This window comes from Kocuria tytonis (assembly GCF_003226895.2).
In the GTDB taxonomy this organism is placed as follows: Bacteria; Actinomycetota; Actinomycetes; order Actinomycetales; family Micrococcaceae; genus Kocuria; species Kocuria tytonis.
In genome coordinates, this window is the sequence record NZ_PNJG02000001.1 from 218518 (window position 1) to 237975 (window position 19458).

16 protein-coding genes are annotated in these 19458 nt (G+C 73.1%); 15 read left to right on the top strand and 1 reads right to left on the bottom strand.

From position 1 onward, the window contains the following. Positions 1-122: 122 nt before the first annotated feature. Positions 123-1019 (bottom strand): PAC2 family protein, encoded by an 897-nt coding sequence (locus C1C97_RS01095; RefSeq protein WP_110919432.1) that lies wholly within the window; start codon positions 1017-1019, stop codon positions 123-125. A gap of 84 nt (positions 1020-1103) precedes the next feature. Between C1C97_RS01095 and C1C97_RS01100 the strand changes: the two genes are divergently transcribed. The 15 genes from C1C97_RS01100 (at position 1104) to C1C97_RS01170 (ending at position 19325) form a co-directional block, all read left to right on the top strand. Then, on the top strand, positions 1104-2294 hold the full coding sequence (locus C1C97_RS01100; protein ID WP_121029730.1) for a site-2 protease family protein: 1191 nt from the start codon (positions 1104-1106) through the stop codon (positions 2292-2294). Positions 2295-2448: 154 nt separating this feature from the next. Beyond that, positions 2449-3633 (top strand): tRNA (adenine-N1)-methyltransferase, encoded by a 1185-nt coding sequence (locus C1C97_RS01105; protein ID WP_121029731.1) that lies wholly within the window; start codon positions 2449-2451, stop codon positions 3631-3633. Next, a complete protein-coding gene (gene arc / locus C1C97_RS01110; protein ID WP_121029733.1) occupies positions 3626-5350 on the top strand; it encodes a proteasome ATPase in 1725 nt (574 codons plus the stop codon). Before C1C97_RS01105 ends, arc begins: the two co-directional genes overlap by 8 nt. Continuing rightward, on the top strand, positions 5347-7035 hold the full coding sequence (gene dop / locus C1C97_RS01115) for a depupylase/deamidase Dop (RefSeq protein WP_121029735.1): 1689 nt from the start codon (positions 5347-5349) through the stop codon (positions 7033-7035). The genes arc and dop overlap by 4 nt, the downstream gene beginning before the upstream one ends. A 48-nt stretch (positions 7036-7083) precedes the next feature. Further along, positions 7084-7290 carry a ubiquitin-like protein Pup gene (locus tag C1C97_RS01120; RefSeq protein WP_110919427.1) on the top strand — a complete coding sequence of 69 codons (207 nt, stop codon included), beginning with the start codon at positions 7084-7086 and terminating at the stop codon, positions 7288-7290. 4 nt (positions 7291-7294) lie between these two features. Continuing rightward, positions 7295-8704, top strand: coding sequence for a Pup--protein ligase (gene pafA / locus C1C97_RS01125; RefSeq protein WP_121029737.1), 1410 nt, complete (start codon positions 7295-7297; stop codon positions 8702-8704). A 112-nt stretch (positions 8705-8816) separates the two neighbouring features. After that, a complete protein-coding gene (locus C1C97_RS01130) occupies positions 8817-9830 on the top strand; it encodes an FKBP-type peptidyl-prolyl cis-trans isomerase (RefSeq protein ID WP_121029739.1) in 1014 nt (337 codons plus the stop codon). Between the two features lie 63 nt (positions 9831-9893). Further along, positions 9894-10289: an FKBP-type peptidyl-prolyl cis-trans isomerase gene (locus tag C1C97_RS01135; RefSeq protein ID WP_121029741.1), complete on the top strand. Its 396-nt coding sequence runs from the start codon at positions 9894-9896 to the stop codon at positions 10287-10289. Continuing rightward, positions 10290-12473 carry a WYL domain-containing transcriptional regulator gene (locus C1C97_RS01140; protein ID WP_121029743.1) on the top strand — a complete coding sequence of 728 codons (2184 nt, stop codon included), beginning with the start codon at positions 10290-10292 and terminating at the stop codon, positions 12471-12473. 25 nt (positions 12474-12498) lie between these two features. Beyond that, on the top strand, positions 12499-12882 hold the full coding sequence (locus C1C97_RS01145) for a hypothetical protein (protein ID WP_121029745.1): 384 nt from the start codon (positions 12499-12501) through the stop codon (positions 12880-12882). After that, positions 12863-13261: a Sec-independent protein translocase subunit TatA gene (tatA, locus tag C1C97_RS01150; protein WP_233542645.1), complete on the top strand. Its 399-nt coding sequence runs from the start codon at positions 12863-12865 to the stop codon at positions 13259-13261. Before C1C97_RS01145 ends, tatA begins: the two co-directional genes overlap by 20 nt. 103 nt (positions 13262-13364) lie before the next feature. Then, complete coding sequence (gene tatC / locus C1C97_RS01155; protein WP_233542646.1) at positions 13365-14276, top strand: twin-arginine translocase subunit TatC; 912 nt, start codon at positions 13365-13367, stop codon at positions 14274-14276. A 48-nt stretch (positions 14277-14324) separates the two neighbouring features. Further along, complete coding sequence (locus C1C97_RS01160; RefSeq protein ID WP_121029747.1) at positions 14325-17150, top strand: DEAD/DEAH box helicase; 2826 nt, start codon at positions 14325-14327, stop codon at positions 17148-17150. Between the two features lie 46 nt (positions 17151-17196). Next, a complete protein-coding gene (locus C1C97_RS01165; protein WP_110920213.1) occupies positions 17197-18396 on the top strand; it encodes an amidohydrolase family protein in 1200 nt (399 codons plus the stop codon). A gap of 188 nt (positions 18397-18584) precedes the next feature. Continuing rightward, positions 18585-19325 carry a polyprenol monophosphomannose synthase gene (locus C1C97_RS01170; protein ID WP_110920212.1) on the top strand — a complete coding sequence of 247 codons (741 nt, stop codon included), beginning with the start codon at positions 18585-18587 and terminating at the stop codon, positions 19323-19325. The last annotated feature ends 133 nt before the right edge of the window (positions 19326-19458 follow it).

The window sequence follows — 19458 nt, forward strand, 5'->3', positions numbered from 1 at the left end:
CGCCCCGGTTCACCATGGTGAACCGGGGCGTCGTGCGTCAAGGCGTCGTCCAGGAAGGCGTCGTGCCCGTAGGCTCGGGGCCGGCGCCCGGGGCGGCGTGGGGGGTCCCGCCGGCCCCGGGGTCAGTCCCGGTCGTCGCGGCGGCGCAGGTAGCGCTCGAACTCGCGGGCGATCGCGTCCCCGGTGGCCTCGGGCAGGTCCACGGTGTCCTTGGCCTCCTCGAGCTGACGGACGTAGTCGGCCACCTCGGGATCCTCCTCGGCGAGCTCGTCCACACCGCGCTCCCACGCCTCGGCGTCCTCGATCACGGGATCCAGGGGCAGGGACAGGCCCAGCAGGTCCTCGAGCCGGCGCAGCAGGGCCAGCTGCGCCTTCGGGGACGGGGAGTGCGCCACGTAGTGGGGCACGGCAGCCCACATGCTCAGGGAGGGGAACCCGGCCAGAGCCGCCATGTGGGACAGCACGCCCACGATGCCCGTGGGCCCCTCGTACTGGGGTGCCTCGATGTCCAGCTCGTCACGCAGCTGTTCGGTGTCCGAGGTCAGGGTCACCGGGATGGGGCGCGTGTGCGGGACGTCCGCGAGCAGGGAGCCGAGCATGATCACGAAGTCCACGTCCAGCGCGGTGGCCTGTTCCAGCAGCTCGGCGGTGAACGTGCGCCACCGGTAGGAGGGCTCCCAGCCGTGCAGCAGCACCACGTCGAGGTTGGTCCCGGGCACCCTGGCCTTGGACAGCCGCGTGGAGGGCCACTGCAGCTTCTGCTCGCCGGTCGCACCGCGCCGGATCACCGGGCGCGAGTACTGGTAGTCGTAGTAGTCGTCCGAGGCGACCTCGAACACGTCCTTGGCCCCCAGGTGCTCGCGGATGAGCCTGAGGGAGTCCGTGGCGGCGTCGCCGGCGTCGTTCCAGCCCTCGAAGGCCGCGAGGAGCACCGTGACGGTCTCCTGGTCCTGGCCGTCGCGCACCACCCCGAAGGGTCCGGTGCCGGGCTGTTCCGCATTACTGTCCAACGTGGTCACCGTCTTACTGTACGGCGCGCCTCGGCGGGCGTTCCACGCCGCCCGTCCAGCGCGCTGCCGGGGCGCGCACCTACCATGAGCAGCATGCGTCCTTCCCGGTCCAGCGCTCCCGCCCCCGAGCCCTCCGACACCCGTTCCCCCGAGGGGGGACCCCGCCCGCGCGGGGTGCGCCTGGGGCGCGTGCTGGGCGTGGAGCTGCTGCTGGACCGCTCGTGGTTCGTCATCGCGGCGCTGACCGTGGTGATGTACGGGCCGGTGCTGTGGCGGCTGTATCCGGGGCTGGGCTGGTTCAACCTGGTGCTGGCCCTGGGCTTCGCGGTGGGCCTCGCGCTGAGCGTGCTGGTCCACGAGCTCGCGCACGCGGTCGCGGGCCGGTCCGCCGGGTGGCCCGTCACCCGGATCGTGCTGACCCTGATGGGCGGGCACACGGCGTTCGGGACCGTGCGGACCAGGCCACTGGCCACCGCGCTCGTCTCGCTCGCGGGACCGCTCAGCAACGTGGCGGTCGCCGCGGCCGGCACCGCGCTGCTGGCCACGGCCCCGCCGAGCGCGGCCGGTCCCGGGTGGGCGCTGCTGCAGCTGCTCGTGCTCGCCAACTGGGTCCTGGGGCTGTTCAACCTGCTGCCGGGGCTGCCCCTGGACGGCGGCCGCGTGACCGAGGCCGTGGTGTGGGCCGCGACGGGCTCCGAGACGCGGGGCACCACCGTGGCGGCGTGGTGCGGCCGGGTCATCGCCGCGCTCACCGTCCTGGGCGCCGTGTGGCTCGGGCAGTGGCGGGAGCCCGTGGTGCTCGCCGTGACGCTGCTCGTGGCGGGGTTCATCTTCCTGGGCGCGGGGCAGGCCCTGCGCCAGTCGCGCCTCATGGGTGTGCTGGACGCCGTGCGCGCGGACGGCATCGCGCGTCCCGCCATGGAGTTCTCGCCCACGACGCCGCTCGCGCTCGTGGACGCGACCGTCACCGCGGCCACGGCGGACGACCACCGCGGCTGGACCCCGGACGTGGTGGTGCGGGACCCCGCGCGGGGCCTGCTGGGCGTCCTGAGCCCGGAGCGTGCCGCCGAGGTGGCACCGGAGGAGCGGTCCGGTGTGCCCGTGGGGCAGGTGGCCGTGTGGTCCCCGGACCGCGCGCGCGTGGCCCCGGACACCCGCGGCGGGGACATGGTGCGGCTCATGGAGTCCGAGCACCTCCCGTGGCTGTGGGTGGTGGACGGCGCCGGGTACGTCACCGGGGTGGTGCACCACGAGGACGTCGCGCGCTACGCCCTGCGCGGCTGAGCGCGGCACCGGGCCCGGAGCCGGGGGTCGGCGATGGAGGTGGCGGGCGGCGTCGGGCTACGGTGGGAGAATGGCCCACGGACCGGACCGCACCCGCGGACCACGTCCGCGCATCCGAACGGCACCAGTGTCCAGCAGGCGTGAAAGCGAGCAGATGACCGAGCAGCAGCCCCGAGAATCCCACCCGATCCGCACCGGTGACACGGTGCGCGGAGCGGCGAACCGGCGCGGTCCGTTCCGCTCCGGCGAGCGCGTGCAGCTCACGGACGAGAGCGGGAAGATGTCCACCATCACCCTGGTGGACGGCGGGGAGCACCACACCCACCGCGGTGTGCTGTCCCACGAGCAGCTGATCGGGCAGCCGGAGGGCACCGTGGTGCGCAACACCGCCGGGAACCAGTACCAGGCGCTGCGGCCCCTGCTCAAGGACTTCGTGCTGTCCATGCCCCGCGGTGCGGCGGTGATCTACCCCAAGGACGCGGGCCAGATCGTGACCATGGCGGACGTCTTCCCCGGCGCCAGCGTGGTGGAGGCCGGTGTGGGCTCCGGGGCGCTGAGCATCTCCCTGCTGCGCGCGGTGGGGGACGAGGGCCACGTGCACTCGTTCGAGCGCCGCGAGGAGTTCGCGGAGATCGCCCGGGGCAACATCGAGACGATGTTCGGCGGCCCGCACCCCGCGTGGGAGCTGAGCCTCGGGGACCTCGCGGAGGAGCTCGGTGCCACCGAGGAGCCGGGGTCCGTGGACCGCGTGGTCCTGGACATGCTCGCCCCGTGGGAGTGCCTGGACGCGGTGGCCACGGCCCTCGCGCCGGGCGGTGTGGTGATCTGCTACGTGGCCACGGTGCCGCAGCTGTCCCGCGTGGCCGAGGCCATGCGCGCGGACGGTCGCTTCACGGAGCCCGAGGCGTCCGAGACCATGGTGCGCGGCTGGCACGTGGAGGGTCTCGCGGTGCGCCCGGACCACCGCATGGTGGCGCACACCGGCTTCCTCATCCAGTCCCGCCGGCTCGCGGACGGCTCACCGCGGCTCGCCCCCAAGCGCCGCGCCTCCAAGAGCGAGTACACCGAGGACGACCTGCAGGCGTGGACGCCCGTGGCCCTCGGCGAGCGCATCGTCTCGGACCGCAAGCTGCGCCGCACCGGGCGGGACGCGGCGTCGTTGGCGCAGCACGCCGCACGCGCGGACCAGCAGATCGCCGCCGGGCGCGGGACCGCCTCCGGTGCCGCCGCCGCCCCCGTGGACGCACCGGATGCGGCACGGTCCACGCCCCCGGCACGGGACACCGAGGCGGGCGACGAGCGGCACACTTCGGGTGCGGAACGGGGTCTCGATGACTGAGTCCCACGACGACGCCGCGCGGCGTCCCACGCCGCCCGCAGCGGACACGACCCAGCGCCAGCTCAACATCCTGCGGGACCAGAAGCGGAACCTGGACCGGCAGGCCGCCGCCCTGGGTTCCCAGAACGAGAAGCTCGTGCGGCTGCTCAACGCCTCCCGCCAGGAGATCGTGACCCTCAAGAGGACGCTGGCGGCGGAGGCGGAGCCGCCCGCCACGTTCGCGACGATCCTGCAGGTCAACCACGGTCGGCAGCCGGCCGGGGAGGACACCGGCACCGGGCCGGTGGTCACGGGACCCACAGTGGACGTCCTCGCGGCGGGGCGGCGGATGCGCGTGGCCGTGAGCCCACTCGTCTCCTTCGGGGCGTGCGAACCGGGGCTGGGTGTGCTGCTCAACGAGAACTACGTGGTGATCGCGCTGCTCGACTACGAGCGCACCGGGGAGGTGGCCACCGTCAAGGAGGTGGTCGACCACGACCGCGTGCTCACCGTGGGGCGCTCGGACGAGGAGCGCGTGCTGCTGCTCTCCGGGAAGCTGCGCCGGGAGCGCCCCAAGCCCGGTGACGCGCTCACCGTGGACCACCGCACGGGCTTCGCCCTGGAACCCGTGGCCCGCACGGACGTGGAGCAGCTGGTCCTGGAGGAGGTCCCGGACGTCAGCTACACGGACATCGGCGGGCTCGGCCCCCAGATCGAGGCGATCCGCGACGCCGTGGAGCTGCCCCACGTGCACCCGGAGATCTTCCGGGAGCACGGGCTGCGCCCGCCCAAGGGCATCCTGCTGTACGGGCCCCCGGGCAACGGCAAGACGCTGATCGCGAAGGCCGTGGCGCGCTCGCTGGCCGAGCGCAGCGCCGCGAAGGCCGGGCGCTCCCGGCCCGAGGGGTACTTCCTGAACATCAAGGGCCCCGAGCTGCTGGACAAGTACGTGGGGGAGACGGAGCGCCAGATCCGCTCGATCTTCGCCAACGCCCGCGAGCAGGCGGCTCGCGGGGTGCCCGTGGTGGTGTTCTTCGACGAGATGGACTCGCTGTTCCGCGTGCGCGGCTCGGGGCTCTCCTCGGACGTGGAGACCACGATCGTCCCGCAGCTGCTCACCGAGATCGACGGCGTGGAGGAGCTGGACAACGTCATGGTGGTGGGTGCCACCAACCGCGAGGACATGATCGACCCCGCCGTGCTGCGCCCCGGGCGCCTGGACGTGAAGATCCGCATCGACCGCCCGGACCGCGAGGGTGCCCGCGAGATCTTCTCGCTCTACGTCACCGAGGACCTGCCGCTGCGCGCGGACGACGTCGCCCGGGCCGGGTCCCGCGCGGCCGCCGCCGCGGCACTCGTGGCCGCGGCCGTGGAGCGCATGTACGCGCGCGAACCGGACACCGAGTTCCTCACCATCACCTACCGGGACGGGACGCACGAGACGCTGTACTTCGCGGACTACGCCTCGGGCGCGGTGATCCGCAACGTGGTGGACCGGGCCAAGAAGCAGGCCATCAAGACGCTGCTCACCACGGGCCGGCGCGGGATCACCGCCGAGCACCTCGTAGCGGCCGTGGACGCGGAGTTCCACGAGCAGCAGGACCTCCCCAACACTGCGGACTCCGAGGACTGGGCCCGGCTCACCGGCCGCCGCGCGGACACGATCGAGAACGTCCGGATGGTGCCGCACCCGCCCGCACCGCGGGGCGGGGCGGCGGACACGGGGGGTGCGGCATGACGGTGCGCCGGATCATGGGCAGCGAGACCGAGTTCGGGGTCCTGGCGCAGGGCGAACCCGGCGCGAACGCCACGGTGCTCTCCGCACGGGTGGTCACCGGCTACGCCGCGTGGGTCGCGCGCCGGCGCACGGCTCCGGCCGCCGCCGGCTCGGCGGGAGCGGACGACGTCGTCGGGCCGCCCCTGGGCACCGGCTGGGACTACGGCTCCGAGGCCCCGCTCAGCGACGCCCGGGGGTTCACCGTGGCCCGGGAGGACGCGCACCCCTCCCAGCTCACGGACGAGGCGCCCGTGCTGACCTCCGAGCAGATCGCCGCGGAGGCCATCAGAGAGTCCGGGATGCACCCCGAGGACGTGGACTGGCGGCGGGTGGTCATGAACACCGTGATCCCCAACGGTGCGCGCGTGTACGTGGACCACTCCCACCCGGAGTACTCGTCGCCGGAGGTCACCACCCCGCTGGACGCGCTGACCTGGGACGCCGCGGGGGACGTGGTGGCCCACCGGGCGGTGGAGCTGCTCGCGGAGCTCTCCCCGCAGGCGGCGCCGGTGAACCTCTACAAGAACAACACGGACAACAAGTCCGTCTCCTACGGCGCCCACGAGAACTACACCGTGGCCCGTGAGGCGCCCTTCGAGCGCATCACCGCCGCGCTGCTGCCGTTCTTCGCGTCCCGGCAGGTGATGTGCGGCGCGGGCCGTGTGGGTCTCGGGGCGGACGGCGCCACCCCGGGGTTCCAGCTGAGCCAGCGCGCGGACTTCTTCGAGCGCACGGTGGGGCTGGAGACCACCATCCACCGCCCCATGGTCAACACCCGGGACGAACCCCACGCGGACGGCACCCGCTACCGGCGGCTGCACGTGATCATCGGGGACGCGAACCTCTCCCACGTGGCCACGCTGCTGAAGTTCGGCACCACGTCCCTGGTGCTGAACCTCGTGGAGCACGACCGCGTCCCGGAGCTCGAGCTCACGGATCCCGTGGCCGCACTGCGGGCCGTCAGCCACGACCCCACGGTCACCGTCGAGGTGCCGCTGCGGGACGGCCGCCGCCTGACCGCGGTGGAGCTGCAGCGCGCCTACTACGACGCCGTCCTGGCCCTGGAGACCGAGCTCGCCCCCGAGGGGCTGGACGCGGACACCGCGCAGGTCCTCGAGCTGTGGGACGAGGTGCTCACCGACCTTGCGGCGGATCCCACCCGCCTGGCGGACCGCCTGGACTGGGCCGCGAAGTACGCCCTGCTGCGCGCCTACCGGCAGCGTGACGCCATGGACTGGGACGACCCCCGGCTCGTGGCGATCGACCTGCAGTACGCGGACGTGCGCCCGGGCAGGGGCCTGTACCACCGGCTGGCGGCGTCCGGTCGGATCCGCACGCTCGTGGCCGCGGAACGGGTCACGGCCGCCGCGGACCACCCGCCCGAGGACACCCGCGCCTACTTCCGGGGCACCGCGGTGGCCACCTACCCGCAGGACATGGCCGGCGTGGGCTGGGACACCGTGAACGTCACGTTCCCGGGTGTCCGCCGGGGAGCCCGGATCGCCATGCCCGAGCCGGGAGACCTCACGCGCGAGGTGTGCGAGGGGTGGTTCACCGCCCCGGACGTCCAGGAATGGGCACGCCGCGTGGCGCGGGACAGACCGGAACTCGTCACCGGCAGCGGCATCGCACCGCCGCGGGCCTAGCACCCGGCACCCGCGCAGCACCCACCAGCACGACACCAGGAGCAGAACATGGCACAGGAACGCATCTTCGGCACCGGATCCCGCCGCGAGGAGGAGACGGACGCCCCGGACCCGGCCACCCCGCCCACCTCGGGCGCCGCCCAGGCCCGGCACGACACGCAGGGCACGGACGACCTCCTCGCCGAGATCGACGGCGTCCTGGAGACCAATGCCGAGGCCTTCGTGAAGGGCTTCGTCCAGAAGGGCGGGCAGTGACGCCGTGGACCGCAGGATCTACGGCATCGAGACCGAGTTCGGGCTGACCCACAGCGCCCCGCAGGGTCGCGCCCTGAGCGCCGACGACGCCGCGCGGCGCCTGTTCGCCCCGGTGCTCGCGTGGGGGCGGGCCTCCAACGTGTTCCTCCCCAACGGCGGGCGGCTCTACCTGGACGTGGGCTCCCACCCCGAGTACGCCACGGCGGAGGCGGCCACGCTGCACGACGTCGTGGCCCAGGACGCGGCGGGGGAGCGGATCGTGGACGACCTGCGCGCCCAGCTCCAGCGCACCCTGGACGAGGAGGGCGTGGGCGGGACCGTGCACCTGTTCAAGAACAACGTGGACTCTGCCGGGAACTCCTTCGGCTCGCACGAGAACTACATGATCTCCCGGCGCACCGAGTTCGCGCGCCTGGTCCAGCACCTGCTGCCGTTCCTGGTGACCCGCCAGATCCTCGTGGGTGCCGGGCGGGTGCACCCCACGGGCCAGCCGCCCTTCGGTGCCCTGACCCCCGGCGACGGCTCACCCAGCTACTCGTTCTCGCAGCGCGCGGACCACATCTGGGAGGGCTCGTCCTCCGCCACCACGCGCTCGCGACCCATGATCAACACCCGGGACGAACCGCACGCGGACGCCCAGCACTACCGTCGGCTGCACGTGATCACCGGGGACTCGTCCATGTCCCAGACCACCACGGCCCTGAAGATCGGCACCACGGACCTGCTGCTGCGCATGATCGAGGCCGGTCAGATCCTCCCGGACCGCACCCTGGCGGACCCGGCCACCGCGCTGCGCGTGGTCTCCCACGACCTCACGGGCACGGCCGCACTGGAGCTGGCGAACGGCGAGCGGCGCTCCGCCCTGGAGCTGCAGCACGAGTACCTCGACGCCGTCACGCGCTTCGTGGCCCGGCACGGCGCCCACCACGACCGTGTGGACCGCGTGCTGGACCTGTGGGAGCGCGGACTGCGCGCGGTGGCGGAGCAGGATGCCTCGCTCGTGGACCGCGAGCTGGACTGGGCCATCAAGAAGAAGCTGCTGGACTCGTACGCGGCCTCCCACGACATGGACTACTCCCACCCGCGCATGGTGCAGCTGGACCTCGCCTACCACGACACCTCCGCGACCCACGGGCTGTTCCACATGCTTGAGCGCCGCGGGGCGGTGGAGTCGTTCGTGAGCCCGGAGGATGTCTCCCGGGCCCTGGTCGAGGCACCGGGGACCCGCGCGAGCCTGCGCGGGCGCTTCGTGGCCGCCGCCCACGACGCCGGGGTGAACCACACCGTGGACTGGGTGCACCTGAAGCTCAACGGGGAGCACCAGCAGCGCACCATCATGTGCAAGGACCCGTTCGCCACCACCCAGCAGGACGTCGAGGACGTGATCCGGGACATCACCCGGGGGGACGTCTGAGCCCCGCCCACGGACCCGGGCGCCGTGGGCTCCGGGTGCTCTTCCAGCCGCGGTCCACGGGCGTCCTCTACATTGGACCCGAGCCACACCCCCGTTGAAAGGTCACACCCTCGTGCGCAAGATCATCCCCGTCGGCGCCACCGCCGCCGCCCTGTCCCTGCTGCTCACCGGATGCGGTGCTTCCGGGTGGGACTCCGTGGAACTGTCCGGCGAGCCGTCCGACGGCAAGGCCCCGTCGGTCTCCTTCGAGACACCGCTGAAGGTGGACGAGGCGAAGACCAAGGTGCTCAAGGAGGGAGCCGGCCCGGACATCGACCCCGGGGACAACGTCATGCTCCAGGCGGCCCTGTACAAGGGCTCGGACGCCTCCCCCCTGGGGGACACCTACAGCAAGGGCGCGGGTCAGGTGCTCACGGTCAACGACCAGCTCAAGGACCAGCTGCCGCAGATGTACGACGCCCTGACCGACGCCAAGGAGGGGGAGATCATCGCCTACAGCTCCCCCGAGACCAGCGGCAAGGCCGGTGACGAGAAGGACGACTCCACCTCGGTGGAGGTCTACCAGGTCACCAAGAGGATCATGGCCCCGCTCAAGGGGGAGATGAAGACCCCCGCCAAGGGCATGCCGGGTGTGAAGCAGGACGACAAGGGCACCCCCACGATCGCCAAGCCCTCCGGCGCCGAGCCCAAGAAGCTCGCCACGGACGTGCTCATCGAGGGTGACGGCGAGACCGTGAAGTCCTCGGACACCGTGGTGGCCAACTACGTGGGCGTGCGCTGGGCGGACGGCAAGGTCTTCGACTCGTCCTACCAGAAGGGCACCCCCGTGGCCTTCCCCCTCGACCACGTGATCGCGGGGTGGAAGGAGGGGCTGGCCGGCAAGAAGGTCGGGTCCCGCGTGGAGATCGTGGTGCCCACGGACAAGGCGTACGGCACCGCCAAGGAACTCGGCAAGGACGCGCAGTACCCCGCGGGTCCGCTCGTGTTCGTGGTGGACGTCCTGGGCCGCACGGACACTCCCGCGGCCGCCGAGAAGGCCCCGGGCGCGGCGCCGTCGTCCTCCGCCGCGCCCCAGGGATCGGGCGGCGCCTCGTCCCAGCCGCGGGAGTCCGCACCGGGCAAGTGAGGGCCGCTACACTAGGCCCTCGGCACGGCCCCGCCCCGGGGCCCACGACGAAAGGTAGAGCCCGTGTCATTCGGACAGCGCAAGCTTGACCGCTCCAAGCCGGAGATCGACTTCCCCCAGGACCCCGTGCCCACCGAGCTGCGGAGCACGGACCTGATCCGGGGCAGCGGCAAGGAAGCGACCCCGGGCAGCACCGTGTCCTGCCACTACGTGGGGGTCACGTACTCGGGCGGCGAGGAGTTCGACGCGTCGTGGAACCGCGGTGAGCCGCTGGACTTCACCGTGGGTGTCGGCCAGGTCATCCAGGGCTGGGACCAGGGTCTGCTGGGCATGAAGGTGGGCGGGCGCCGTCGGCTGGAGATCCCCTCCGAGATGGCGTACGGCAAGCGCGGCGCCGGAGCCCAGATCGGCCCGGACGAGGCCCTGATCTTCGTGGTGGACCTGCTCGACGTCCGCTGAATGCCGCCCCGCTCCGTCGAGTCGGCCCGCCGTTCCACCACGGCCTCGGCCGAACGCCTGCTGAATCTGCTGATCGCGCTGCTGGACCGTGAGTCCGGGTACACGCGTGAGCAGCTGCGCGCCATCGTGCCCGGGTACGACCGTGCCGGGAACCAGGACGCCTTCGAGCGGATGTTCGAGCGCGACAAGGCGCACCTGCGCTCCCTGGGGTACCCCGTGGAGGAGATCCCCGACGACGACCCCTGGGCCTCGGACGCACAGCTCACCCCCCGCTACCGGGTGCCCCGGGGCTCCTACCGGCTGCCCGAGGTGCGCTTCAGCGCGGAGGAGTCCGCGGTGCTGGCCGTCGCGGCGGGCGCGTGGAACGACGCCGCCCAGGACCGGCTCGCGCGCCGCGCGCTGGACAAGCTGGAACCAGCCCTGAGCGCGGAGGCGACACCGGGCCGGGACGTGCAGCCCACCGTGGCGGTGGCGGACCCCGCGTTCGAGCCGCTGCTCTCGGCCGTGCTCGCGCACCGCACCGTGCGTTTCGACTACGTGGACCGCACGGGCGCCTACACGCAGCGCACGGTGCAGCCCTGGGGCGTGGGCTCGCGCTACGGCGCGTGGTACCTCGCCGGGTGGGACACGGACCGTGGTGCGCAGCGCACGTTCCGGCTGTCCCGGATCATCTCCGAGGTGGCGGTCACGCGGGAGACCTTCGAACCGCCCCGGGACTTCTCCATGGGCGGGCAGCTCGCCCGCATGGTGCGCCAGCCGCCGCAGGTCCGCGTGCTCGTCCTCGTCCGGCAGGGCGCGGGACAGCTGCTGCGCCGGATCGCGGCCCCGGCGGCGTCGTCCTCGTGGCGGGCGCCGGCCGGCTTCGACGCCGTGGAGCTCGCGGTGCACGACACCGAGTCCGCCGCCGAGCAGGTGTGCGCCGCGGGCCCGGACGCCTGGGTGCCGCGGGACCCCGTGGCGGTGGGCGGAACGGGCTCCGCGGTGGCCCCGCAGACCCAGGCCGCGGTGGCCGAGGCCGTGACGCGCCGGCTCGAGGACGCCCGCGCGTTCCAGGCCCGGATGGCCGGGGTGCGGGTGCAGTGGGGCAAGCAGCGCCGCCAGGGCGCGGCCAAGGCCAGCACCGAGCACCACCTCGCGCGGCTGCTGCACATCGTGCGCCACGTCTACGCGCACCAGGGCGCGGAGCTGGAGGAGACCGCCCGGCACTTCGGGATCACGGACGCGGAGCTGGTCAGCGACCTGCAGACGCTGTTCGTGTGCGGACGCCCGGGGCACCTGCCGGACCAGCTCATCGACGCCTCGTGGGACGACGGCCACATCTACCTGGGCAACGCGCAGGAGCTCTCCGAGCCCGTGCGCCTCACGGTGCCGGAGGCGTCCGCCCTGCTCATGGGCCTGCAGACGCTGCAGGCCGTGCCCGGCGGTGACAGCCGCGTGGTGCGCTCCGCGATGCGCAAGGTCGCCACGGCCGCAGACGCGCTGCCGCTCGCGGACGCCCTGGCCGCACCGGAGGGCGACGCCGCCGCGGAGCCCCGGGACACCGCGCTCGTCGCGCAGCTGCGCGGCGCCATCGCCGCCGGGCGGCGCGTGCGGCTGCGCTACCTCGTGGCCTCCCGGGACGAGGTCACGGAGCGGCTCGTGGACCCCGTGCGGATGATCTTCTCGGACGGCCACCAGTACGTGCGCGGCTGGTGCCTGCAGGCCGATGCGCCGCGCACCTTCCGCGCGGACCGGATCGTGGGGTGCGAGGACGCCGGCGAGGCCGAGGTGCACCCGCGCATGGAGTCCGAGGTCCGCTCCAGCATCCAGCCGGCCAAGCGCCGACCTGTGCAGGCCGTGGTGGTCACGGACCGCCGCGGGCGGTGGATCGTGGAGCACTACCACGCCAAGCGGTTCGTGGCGGTCGCGGTGCCCGCGCCCGCCGGTGCGGACCACTCCGGTGGCGGGGATCTCGCGGTGAACTCCCAGCCGGGCGACGCCGCCCGCTCCCGGAGCGCGCGCGGCCCCCGACCGCTGCCCGAGTTCGTGGCCGCGGAGGTGGACTTCCCGACCCTCGACGCCCTGTCCTCCCTGGTCACACGCCACGCGGGGCACGTGGGGGTCGTCTCGCCGCCGGAGGCCGTGGCCGCGGTTGAACAGTGGCTGAACAGCAGCGGTCGGGGTCAGGGCCCCGGGCGCTCCTAGCACCGGGACGCCTATACTGGGTGGCATGCTCTGGTGGATGTGGGTCGTGCTGTGGACCGTGGTGGTCCTGGCCAGTGCCGCATTCCTCGGGGTGCTCCTCTACCGGGTGCTGAGGCGGCAGGTCCTCCCGGCCCTCGACGATCTCGAACGCACGGCCACCGACTTCTCGGAGCGCTGGAACGCCGCGATCGAGGGGCAGCCCGCACCTCTGCGCACACCCGCACCACCCGCCATGTTCACCCCGGTGAACGACACCCGCGCCGCCTACCGCAGCGGCCGGGACCAACGACAGACGGCTCGGCTCATCCGACGGATGCAGCGCAAGGAGGACCGGGGACTGCCGCAGCGCTACCGGGACCTCGTCCGAGCCGAACAGAAAGGACTCCGCCATGTTCGGTCGTCTGGCTGACAGCCCCGTGACCCTCATCCTCATCCTCGTGGTCATCCTGCTCCTCTTCGGTGCTCCGAAGCTCCCCGGCATGGCGCGCAGCCTGGGCCAGTCCATGCGCATCTTCAAGTCCGAGGTCAAGGAGATGAAGAAGGACGACGAGCCGAACGTCACGGTGAACGGGCAGCCCGTGGCCCACGGCCAGACCGTCGGCGGCACCGCCGCCCAGCCGGCTGCCCCGCAGCCCACGCAGACCGCCGCCGCTCAGCCCGCACCGGTTCCGCCCACCACGACGGCCCAGTCGGCTCCCGCCGCGCAGCCCACCGTGGTGCAGGACCCCGCCCCCGGAGCCCCCGCCCAGGCGCCCGCGGTGGACCAGAACCAGCGCCCCACCGCCTGATCGTCGTTCGTTCAGCGGTGCCCGCACGGCGTGACGGGGCCGGGCCGTTCGGTCCGGCCCCTCGTCGTGCGGGCACCCGACCCGTCAGAGAGGTCAGGGAACCATGCCCACCACGGACTCCGGGACCGCGGGCGCGTCCGCCCGCCAGCAGCGTCGGGCGCGGAAGAAGGCGACCGCGCGGCGGCACAACCCGCAGGCGCAGATGGCCCTCAGGGAGCACCTGCGGGAGCTGCGCAACCGGCTGATCAAGTCCGCCGTGGCCACGGTGCTCGGAGCGGTGCTGGGTTTCATGGCCTACGAGCCGTTCATGCAGTACATCACCGAGCCGCTGCAGCGCCTCGCCGAATCCGGGCGCACCGCGACCATCAACTACTCGTCCGTGGGCGGGTCCTTCAACACCATGGTGGAGGTGGCCGTGGTGCTCGGGCTGATCTTCGCCTCACCCGTGTGGCTGTACCAGCTGTGGGCGTTCATCACCCCGGCGCTGCACAGGAACGAGCGGCGCTACGCCATCGGCTTCCTGGCCGCGTCCATCCCCCTGTTCCTGGGCGGCTGCGCCATGGCGGTCACGGCCCTGCCCGCGGCGGTGTACGCCCTCACGGCCTTCACCCCGGAGGGCGGCGCGAACTTCGTGGAGGCCGGGACCTACCTGCGCTTCTTCCTGCAGCTCATCCTCACGTTCGGCATCTCGTGCGTGGTTCCCGTGCTGCTCGTGGGGCTCAACATGACGGGGCTGCTCTCCGGGCGCACCGTGCTGAAGTCCTGGCGCGTCGTGGTGGTCGTCGTCCTGGTGGTGGCCGCCATGGCCGCTCCGGGCCCGGACCCCGTGACCATGCTGTACCTGGCCATCCCGCTGCTCGTGCTCTTCTTCGTCGCCGTGGGACTGTGCCTGTACCTGGACCGGCGCCGTGCCAGGAAGCAGGCCAAGCAGGCCGCGGCCACCGGCGCGAGTGCGGACCGGGGGACCTCGGCCGAGCAGCTGCGCTCCATGGGCAGCTCGGCGGCCGGGGACTGAGCGCACCGGCGGTCACCGGGTGTCGGGGCCACCGCGTACGCTGGGAGCATGTCTTCCCCCGCCGATCGGTACATGGCCGCGAAGGCCCGCGCGGCCCACGCGGGCACCGAACTCTCGGCCTTCGAACACACCCTGGACTTCGAGCTCGACCCTTTCCAGACCCAGGGGTGCCGGGCGCTCGAGGAGGGGCGCGGCGTCCTGGTGGCGGCCCCCACGGGAGCGGGCAAGACCGTGGTGGGGGAGTTCGCCATCCACCTGGCCCTGCAGCAGGGCAAGAAGGCGTTCTACACCACCCCCATCAAGGCCCTGAGCAACCAGAAGTTCCACGAGTTCTCCCGCCGCTGGGGCTCCGGGCGCGTGGGGCTGCTCACCGGGGACACCTCCGTGAACTCCGAGGCGGACGTGGTGGTGATGACCACCGAGGTGCTGCGCAACATGCTGTACGGCGGCTCGTCCACCCTGAACAACCTGGGGTACGTGGTCATGGACGAGGTGCACTACCTCGCGGACCGGTTCCGCGGCGCGGTGTGGGAGGAGGTCATCATCCACCTCCCGGAGCACGTCCAGCTGGCGTCCCTGTCCGCCACGGTCTCCAACGCCGAGGAGTTCGGCGCGTGGCTGGACGACGTCCGCGGCAGCACGGACGTGGTGGTCTCCGAGCACCGCCCCGTCCCACTGTGGCAGCACGTCCAGGTGGGACCGCAGCTGCTGGACCTGTTCCTCGACGACACCACCGTGGAGGAGGCCGCGCAGCGGCACTCCGACAAGCACCGGGACGAGCCCGAGGTCAACCCCGAGCTGCTGCGGCTCTTCCGCTCCCAGCACCCCCGCGGCGGACGCGCGGGCGGACGCGGCCCGGGACACCGCAACCGACGCCGCGGCGGCCACCAGCAGGAGCCGCGCACCGGGCGCCAGGACCGGATCTCGCGCCCCCACCTGCTGCGCAGGCTCGACGCCGAGGCGCTGCTGCCCGCCATCACCTTCATCTTCTCGCGCGCCGGGTGCGACGCCGCCGTGGGCCAGTGCGTCGCGGCGGACCTGTGGCTCACCACCCCGCAGGAGCAGCGCACCATCAAGGCGTTCGCCGCCGAGGCAACGGCCCACATGTCCACCGCGGACCTCGCGGCGCTGAACTACGAGGACTGGTACCACGGGCTGGTCCGCGGTGTCTCCGCCCACCACGCGGGCATGCTGCCGGTGTTCAAGGAGGTGGTGGAGCAGCTGTTCTCGGAGGGCCTCATCAAGGCCGTGTTCGCCACCGAGACGCTGGCGCTGGGGATCAACATGCCGGCCCGGTCCGTGGTGCTCGAACGCCTGGACAAGTTCAACGGGGAGGCCCGCGTGGACATCACCCCGGGGGAGTACACCCAGCTCACCGGGCGCGCGGGCCGGCGTGGGATCGACGTGGAGGGCCACGCGGTGGTGCTGTGGCGGGACGGCATGAACCCGCAGGCCGTGGCCGGGCTCGCGTCCACCCGCACGTACCCGCTGAACTCCAGCTTCCGTCCCACGTACAACATGTCCACCAACCTGATCGCCCGCTACGGCGCGAAGCGCTCGCGGTCCATCCTGGAGACCTCCTTCGCCCAGTTCCAGGCGGACCGCTCGGTGGTGGGGATCGCCAAGCGCGTGCGCTCCCAGGAGAAGACCCTGGAGGCCTACCGCGAGGCCATGACGTGCCACCTGGGGGACTTCACCGAGTACGCCGCGCTGCGCCGCGAGCTCGCCGCGGAGGAGAAGTCCGCCAGCAAATCCCGCACGGCACGCCAGCGCAGCGACGCCGCCGTGTCCCTGCAGGACCTGCTGCCCGGGGACGTGATCGACATCCCCCAGGGCCGCAACGCCGGGTGGGCCGTGGTGCTGCGCGCGGACGCCCACCCGTTCGACCCCCGTCCGCACATCCTCACGGTGGACGGCAAGCTGCGCCGGGTGGGCGTGAACGACCTCGACGGACCCCTGGCACCGGAGTCCCGCATCCGGATCCCCAAGAACTTCTCGGGCAAGGCCCCCCAGGAGCGCAAGGACCTCGCGTCCACCGTGCGCGCGGCGCTGCGCGAGCACCGCCCGGCGCGCTCCGGTTCGGGCGGCCACGCCATCCGCTTCGACCGCGGCACCTCCGCCCGGGACCACCGGATCGAGGAGCTGCGCCGTCGGCTGCGCTCCCACCCGTGCCACGGCTGCTCCGACCGCGAGAACCACGCCCGGTGGGCGGAGCGGGCGTGGAAGCTGGAGAAGGACACCCAGGGGCTGCGCAAGCAGATCGCCGGGCGCACCGGCAGCATCGCCGCGACCTTCGACCGCGTGTGCGCGGTGCTCGCGCACTTCCACTACCTGCACCGGGACGAGTCCGGCCGGCTGCACCCCACGGCGGCCGGCGAGCAGCTGCGGCGGCTGTACGGCGAACGGGACCTGCTGCTGGCCCTGAGCCTGCGGGACGGCTTCCTCGACGGACTGGACGCCCCCGGACTCGCCGGCGTGATGACGGCCCTGGTGTACCAGCCGCGCCGCGAGGACCAGGGCGCCCGTCCCAAGCTGCCCACCGCCGCCATGGAGGCGGCCGTGCAGACCCTCGTGGACAACTGGTCCGTGCTCTCCGCCCAGGAGGCCGAGCACCGCCTGCCCCTCACGGCGGCACCCGAGCTCGGTCTCGCGGAGGCCATGTACCGCTGGGCCCGCGGTGCCACGCTCACCCGCACGCTCACGGGCACGGACCTCGCCGCCGGCGACTTCGTGCGCTGGGCCAAGCAGACCATCGACGTCCTGGACCAGCTGCGCGCCGTGGCGGGACTGGACCCCGCACTGCGCGACACCGCCCACGAGGCCATCGAGTCGGTGCGCCGCGGCGTGGTCGAGTACAGCGTCTTCGAACAGTAGAACGGCGCCGGGCGGGTCGGCTGCGCGGCGCAGCGGAAGGAAGCACATGCAGTCTCAGGAACCCGGAACCCGCGTGTGGGTCAACGGATCGGTGTACTCACCGGCGGACCCGTTCGCCACGGCCGTCCTGCTGGCGGGTGCCACCGTGGCGTGGCTCGGCTCGGACGACGCCGCCCGGGCCATGGCGGGCCCCGGCGTCACCCCCGGTGACCTGCGGGCAGCCGTGGTCACCCCCGCGTTCGTCGCCCACCACCGGGTGCCGGACCGCCTGCCGGTGGACGCGGACGCGGCCGGACCCGGTGACGACGCGGATGCGGCACCCGCTCCACCCCGCACGTCCCAGGGGTACGGCGCGGTGGAGCTGCTGGGATCCGATCCCGAGGCACTGGCCGCGGCCACCGAACGCGTGCTCGCGGACGGCGCCCACGCGCTGCCCGTCCTGATCCGGGCCGCCACGCAGGAGCAGGAGCTGGACGCGTCGGACCTGCCCTCGCCCGCGCTCGGTCTCGACGCCGGGACCTTGCCGGCGCTCCCCGCCCTGCGGGAGTCCGCTCGGGAGCACCTCGTGGCCTGCACACGCGCCGCACTGCAGGCGGTGCTCGTGCTGCCCCTGACGGAGGGGGACCCCCACGGTGCGATGCCCGACGGAGCGGGTGCGGCTGCGTCGTCGGGCGACGACCGGCTCGACGCCCTGCTGGAGGCGGCCGAGGCGGCGCAGGAGCACGTGGGGGAGCGGGCCTTCCGTGCCCGGAACCACCGCATCGTGGGTGTGGGGGGCGCGAGCGAGGAGCAGTGCCGACGCATGGCGGCGCTGTCCCTGACGGCGTCCTGCATCCCGGGGCGGGCACCGTTGCGGGACCTCTCCCGCGCGGGGGTGCCCGTGACGCTCATGACGGAGGACCCCGAGCCGTGGGCCGCGGTCAAGGCCGCGCTGGAGGCGCCCCACGAGCGGCTGCGCACCTCGGCGCGCGCGGCGTTCCTGGGCCTCACACGGGGGGCGTGGCGGGCCCGGCCCGGAGCGCAACCGCTCGCGGGCCAGCTCGTCCCGGGAGCGGAGGCCACTCTCACCGTGTGGGACGCGGAATCGGTGATGGTGCAGCAGGCCCAGGGTACGGGCGCGTCCTGGAGCACTGATCCCAGGGCGCGAACCCCCGTGCTGCCGGCCCTCGACGACGCCCGGCTGCCGCGCTGCGAGGCCACCGTGGTCGCGGGGCGGCTCGTGGCCGGGACGGAACCCCGCCCCTGAGCCACCCGTTCCATCTTGGACCTGGGGTCCCCTGAGGTTAGACTGAGTTCTTACTGCCGGGTGGGTCCATCCGTCCTTAGAAAACAGAGCGCGGCCCCGCGCCGACTCTGGTCCGAAGGCGGATGGGCCTGCCCAGTGGTCTGTCCGGGCTCGGGTGCCCGGCTGCCAGCGGCATGAAAGGACGCCCGGTGCGAGTTCTCACCATCATCCCCACGTACAACGAACGTGAATCCCTGCCCACGGTCATCACACGCCTGCGCGCGGCCGTGCCGGACGCCCACGTGCTCATCGCGGACGACAACAGCCCGGACGGCACGGGGGACCTCGCGGACGGGCTCGCCCGGCAGGACTCGCACATCCACGTGCTGCACCGCGCGAAGAAGGAGGGCCTGGGGCCCGCCTACCTCGCGGGCTTCGCCTGGGGCCTCGAGCACGGCTACGACGTCCTCGTGGAGATGGACGCGGACTGCTCCCACCAGCCGGAGCAGCTGCCCCTGCTGCTGGACGCCGTCGACCGCGGCGCGGACATGGCCATCGGCTCGCGGTACGTCCCGGGCGGACGCACGGAGAACTGGCCGCTGCAGCGCCAGCTCATCTCCCGTGGCGGGAACCTCTACTCCCGCATCCTGCTGGGCACCTCCGTCCACGACATCACCGGCGGGTTCCGGGCCTACCGCGACACCACCCTGCGGGCACTGGACCTCGGCTCGGTGCGCTCCCGCGGCTACTGCTTCCAGATCGACCTCGCGTGGCGCGCCGAGCGGCAGGGCTTCAGGATCGCGGAGGTTCCCATCACGTTCGTGGAGCGCGAGGAGGGCGTGTCCAAGATGAGCAACGACGTCACCATCGAGGCCGCCACGAGCGTGGCCCGGTGGGGTCTCACCGCGCGCGCCGAGACCCTCGCGCGCAAACTGGGGCTGCGCCGCTGACCACCGTCACCCGGCGCGAGGCACGGACGTGCACCTGCCGACCCCGAGCGTGGTGCCCGGGGTGCACCCCGCAGCCGTGACCCGGCACGCACACGACTGTGGCCCCCGTCCGAGGACGGGGGCCACAGTCGTG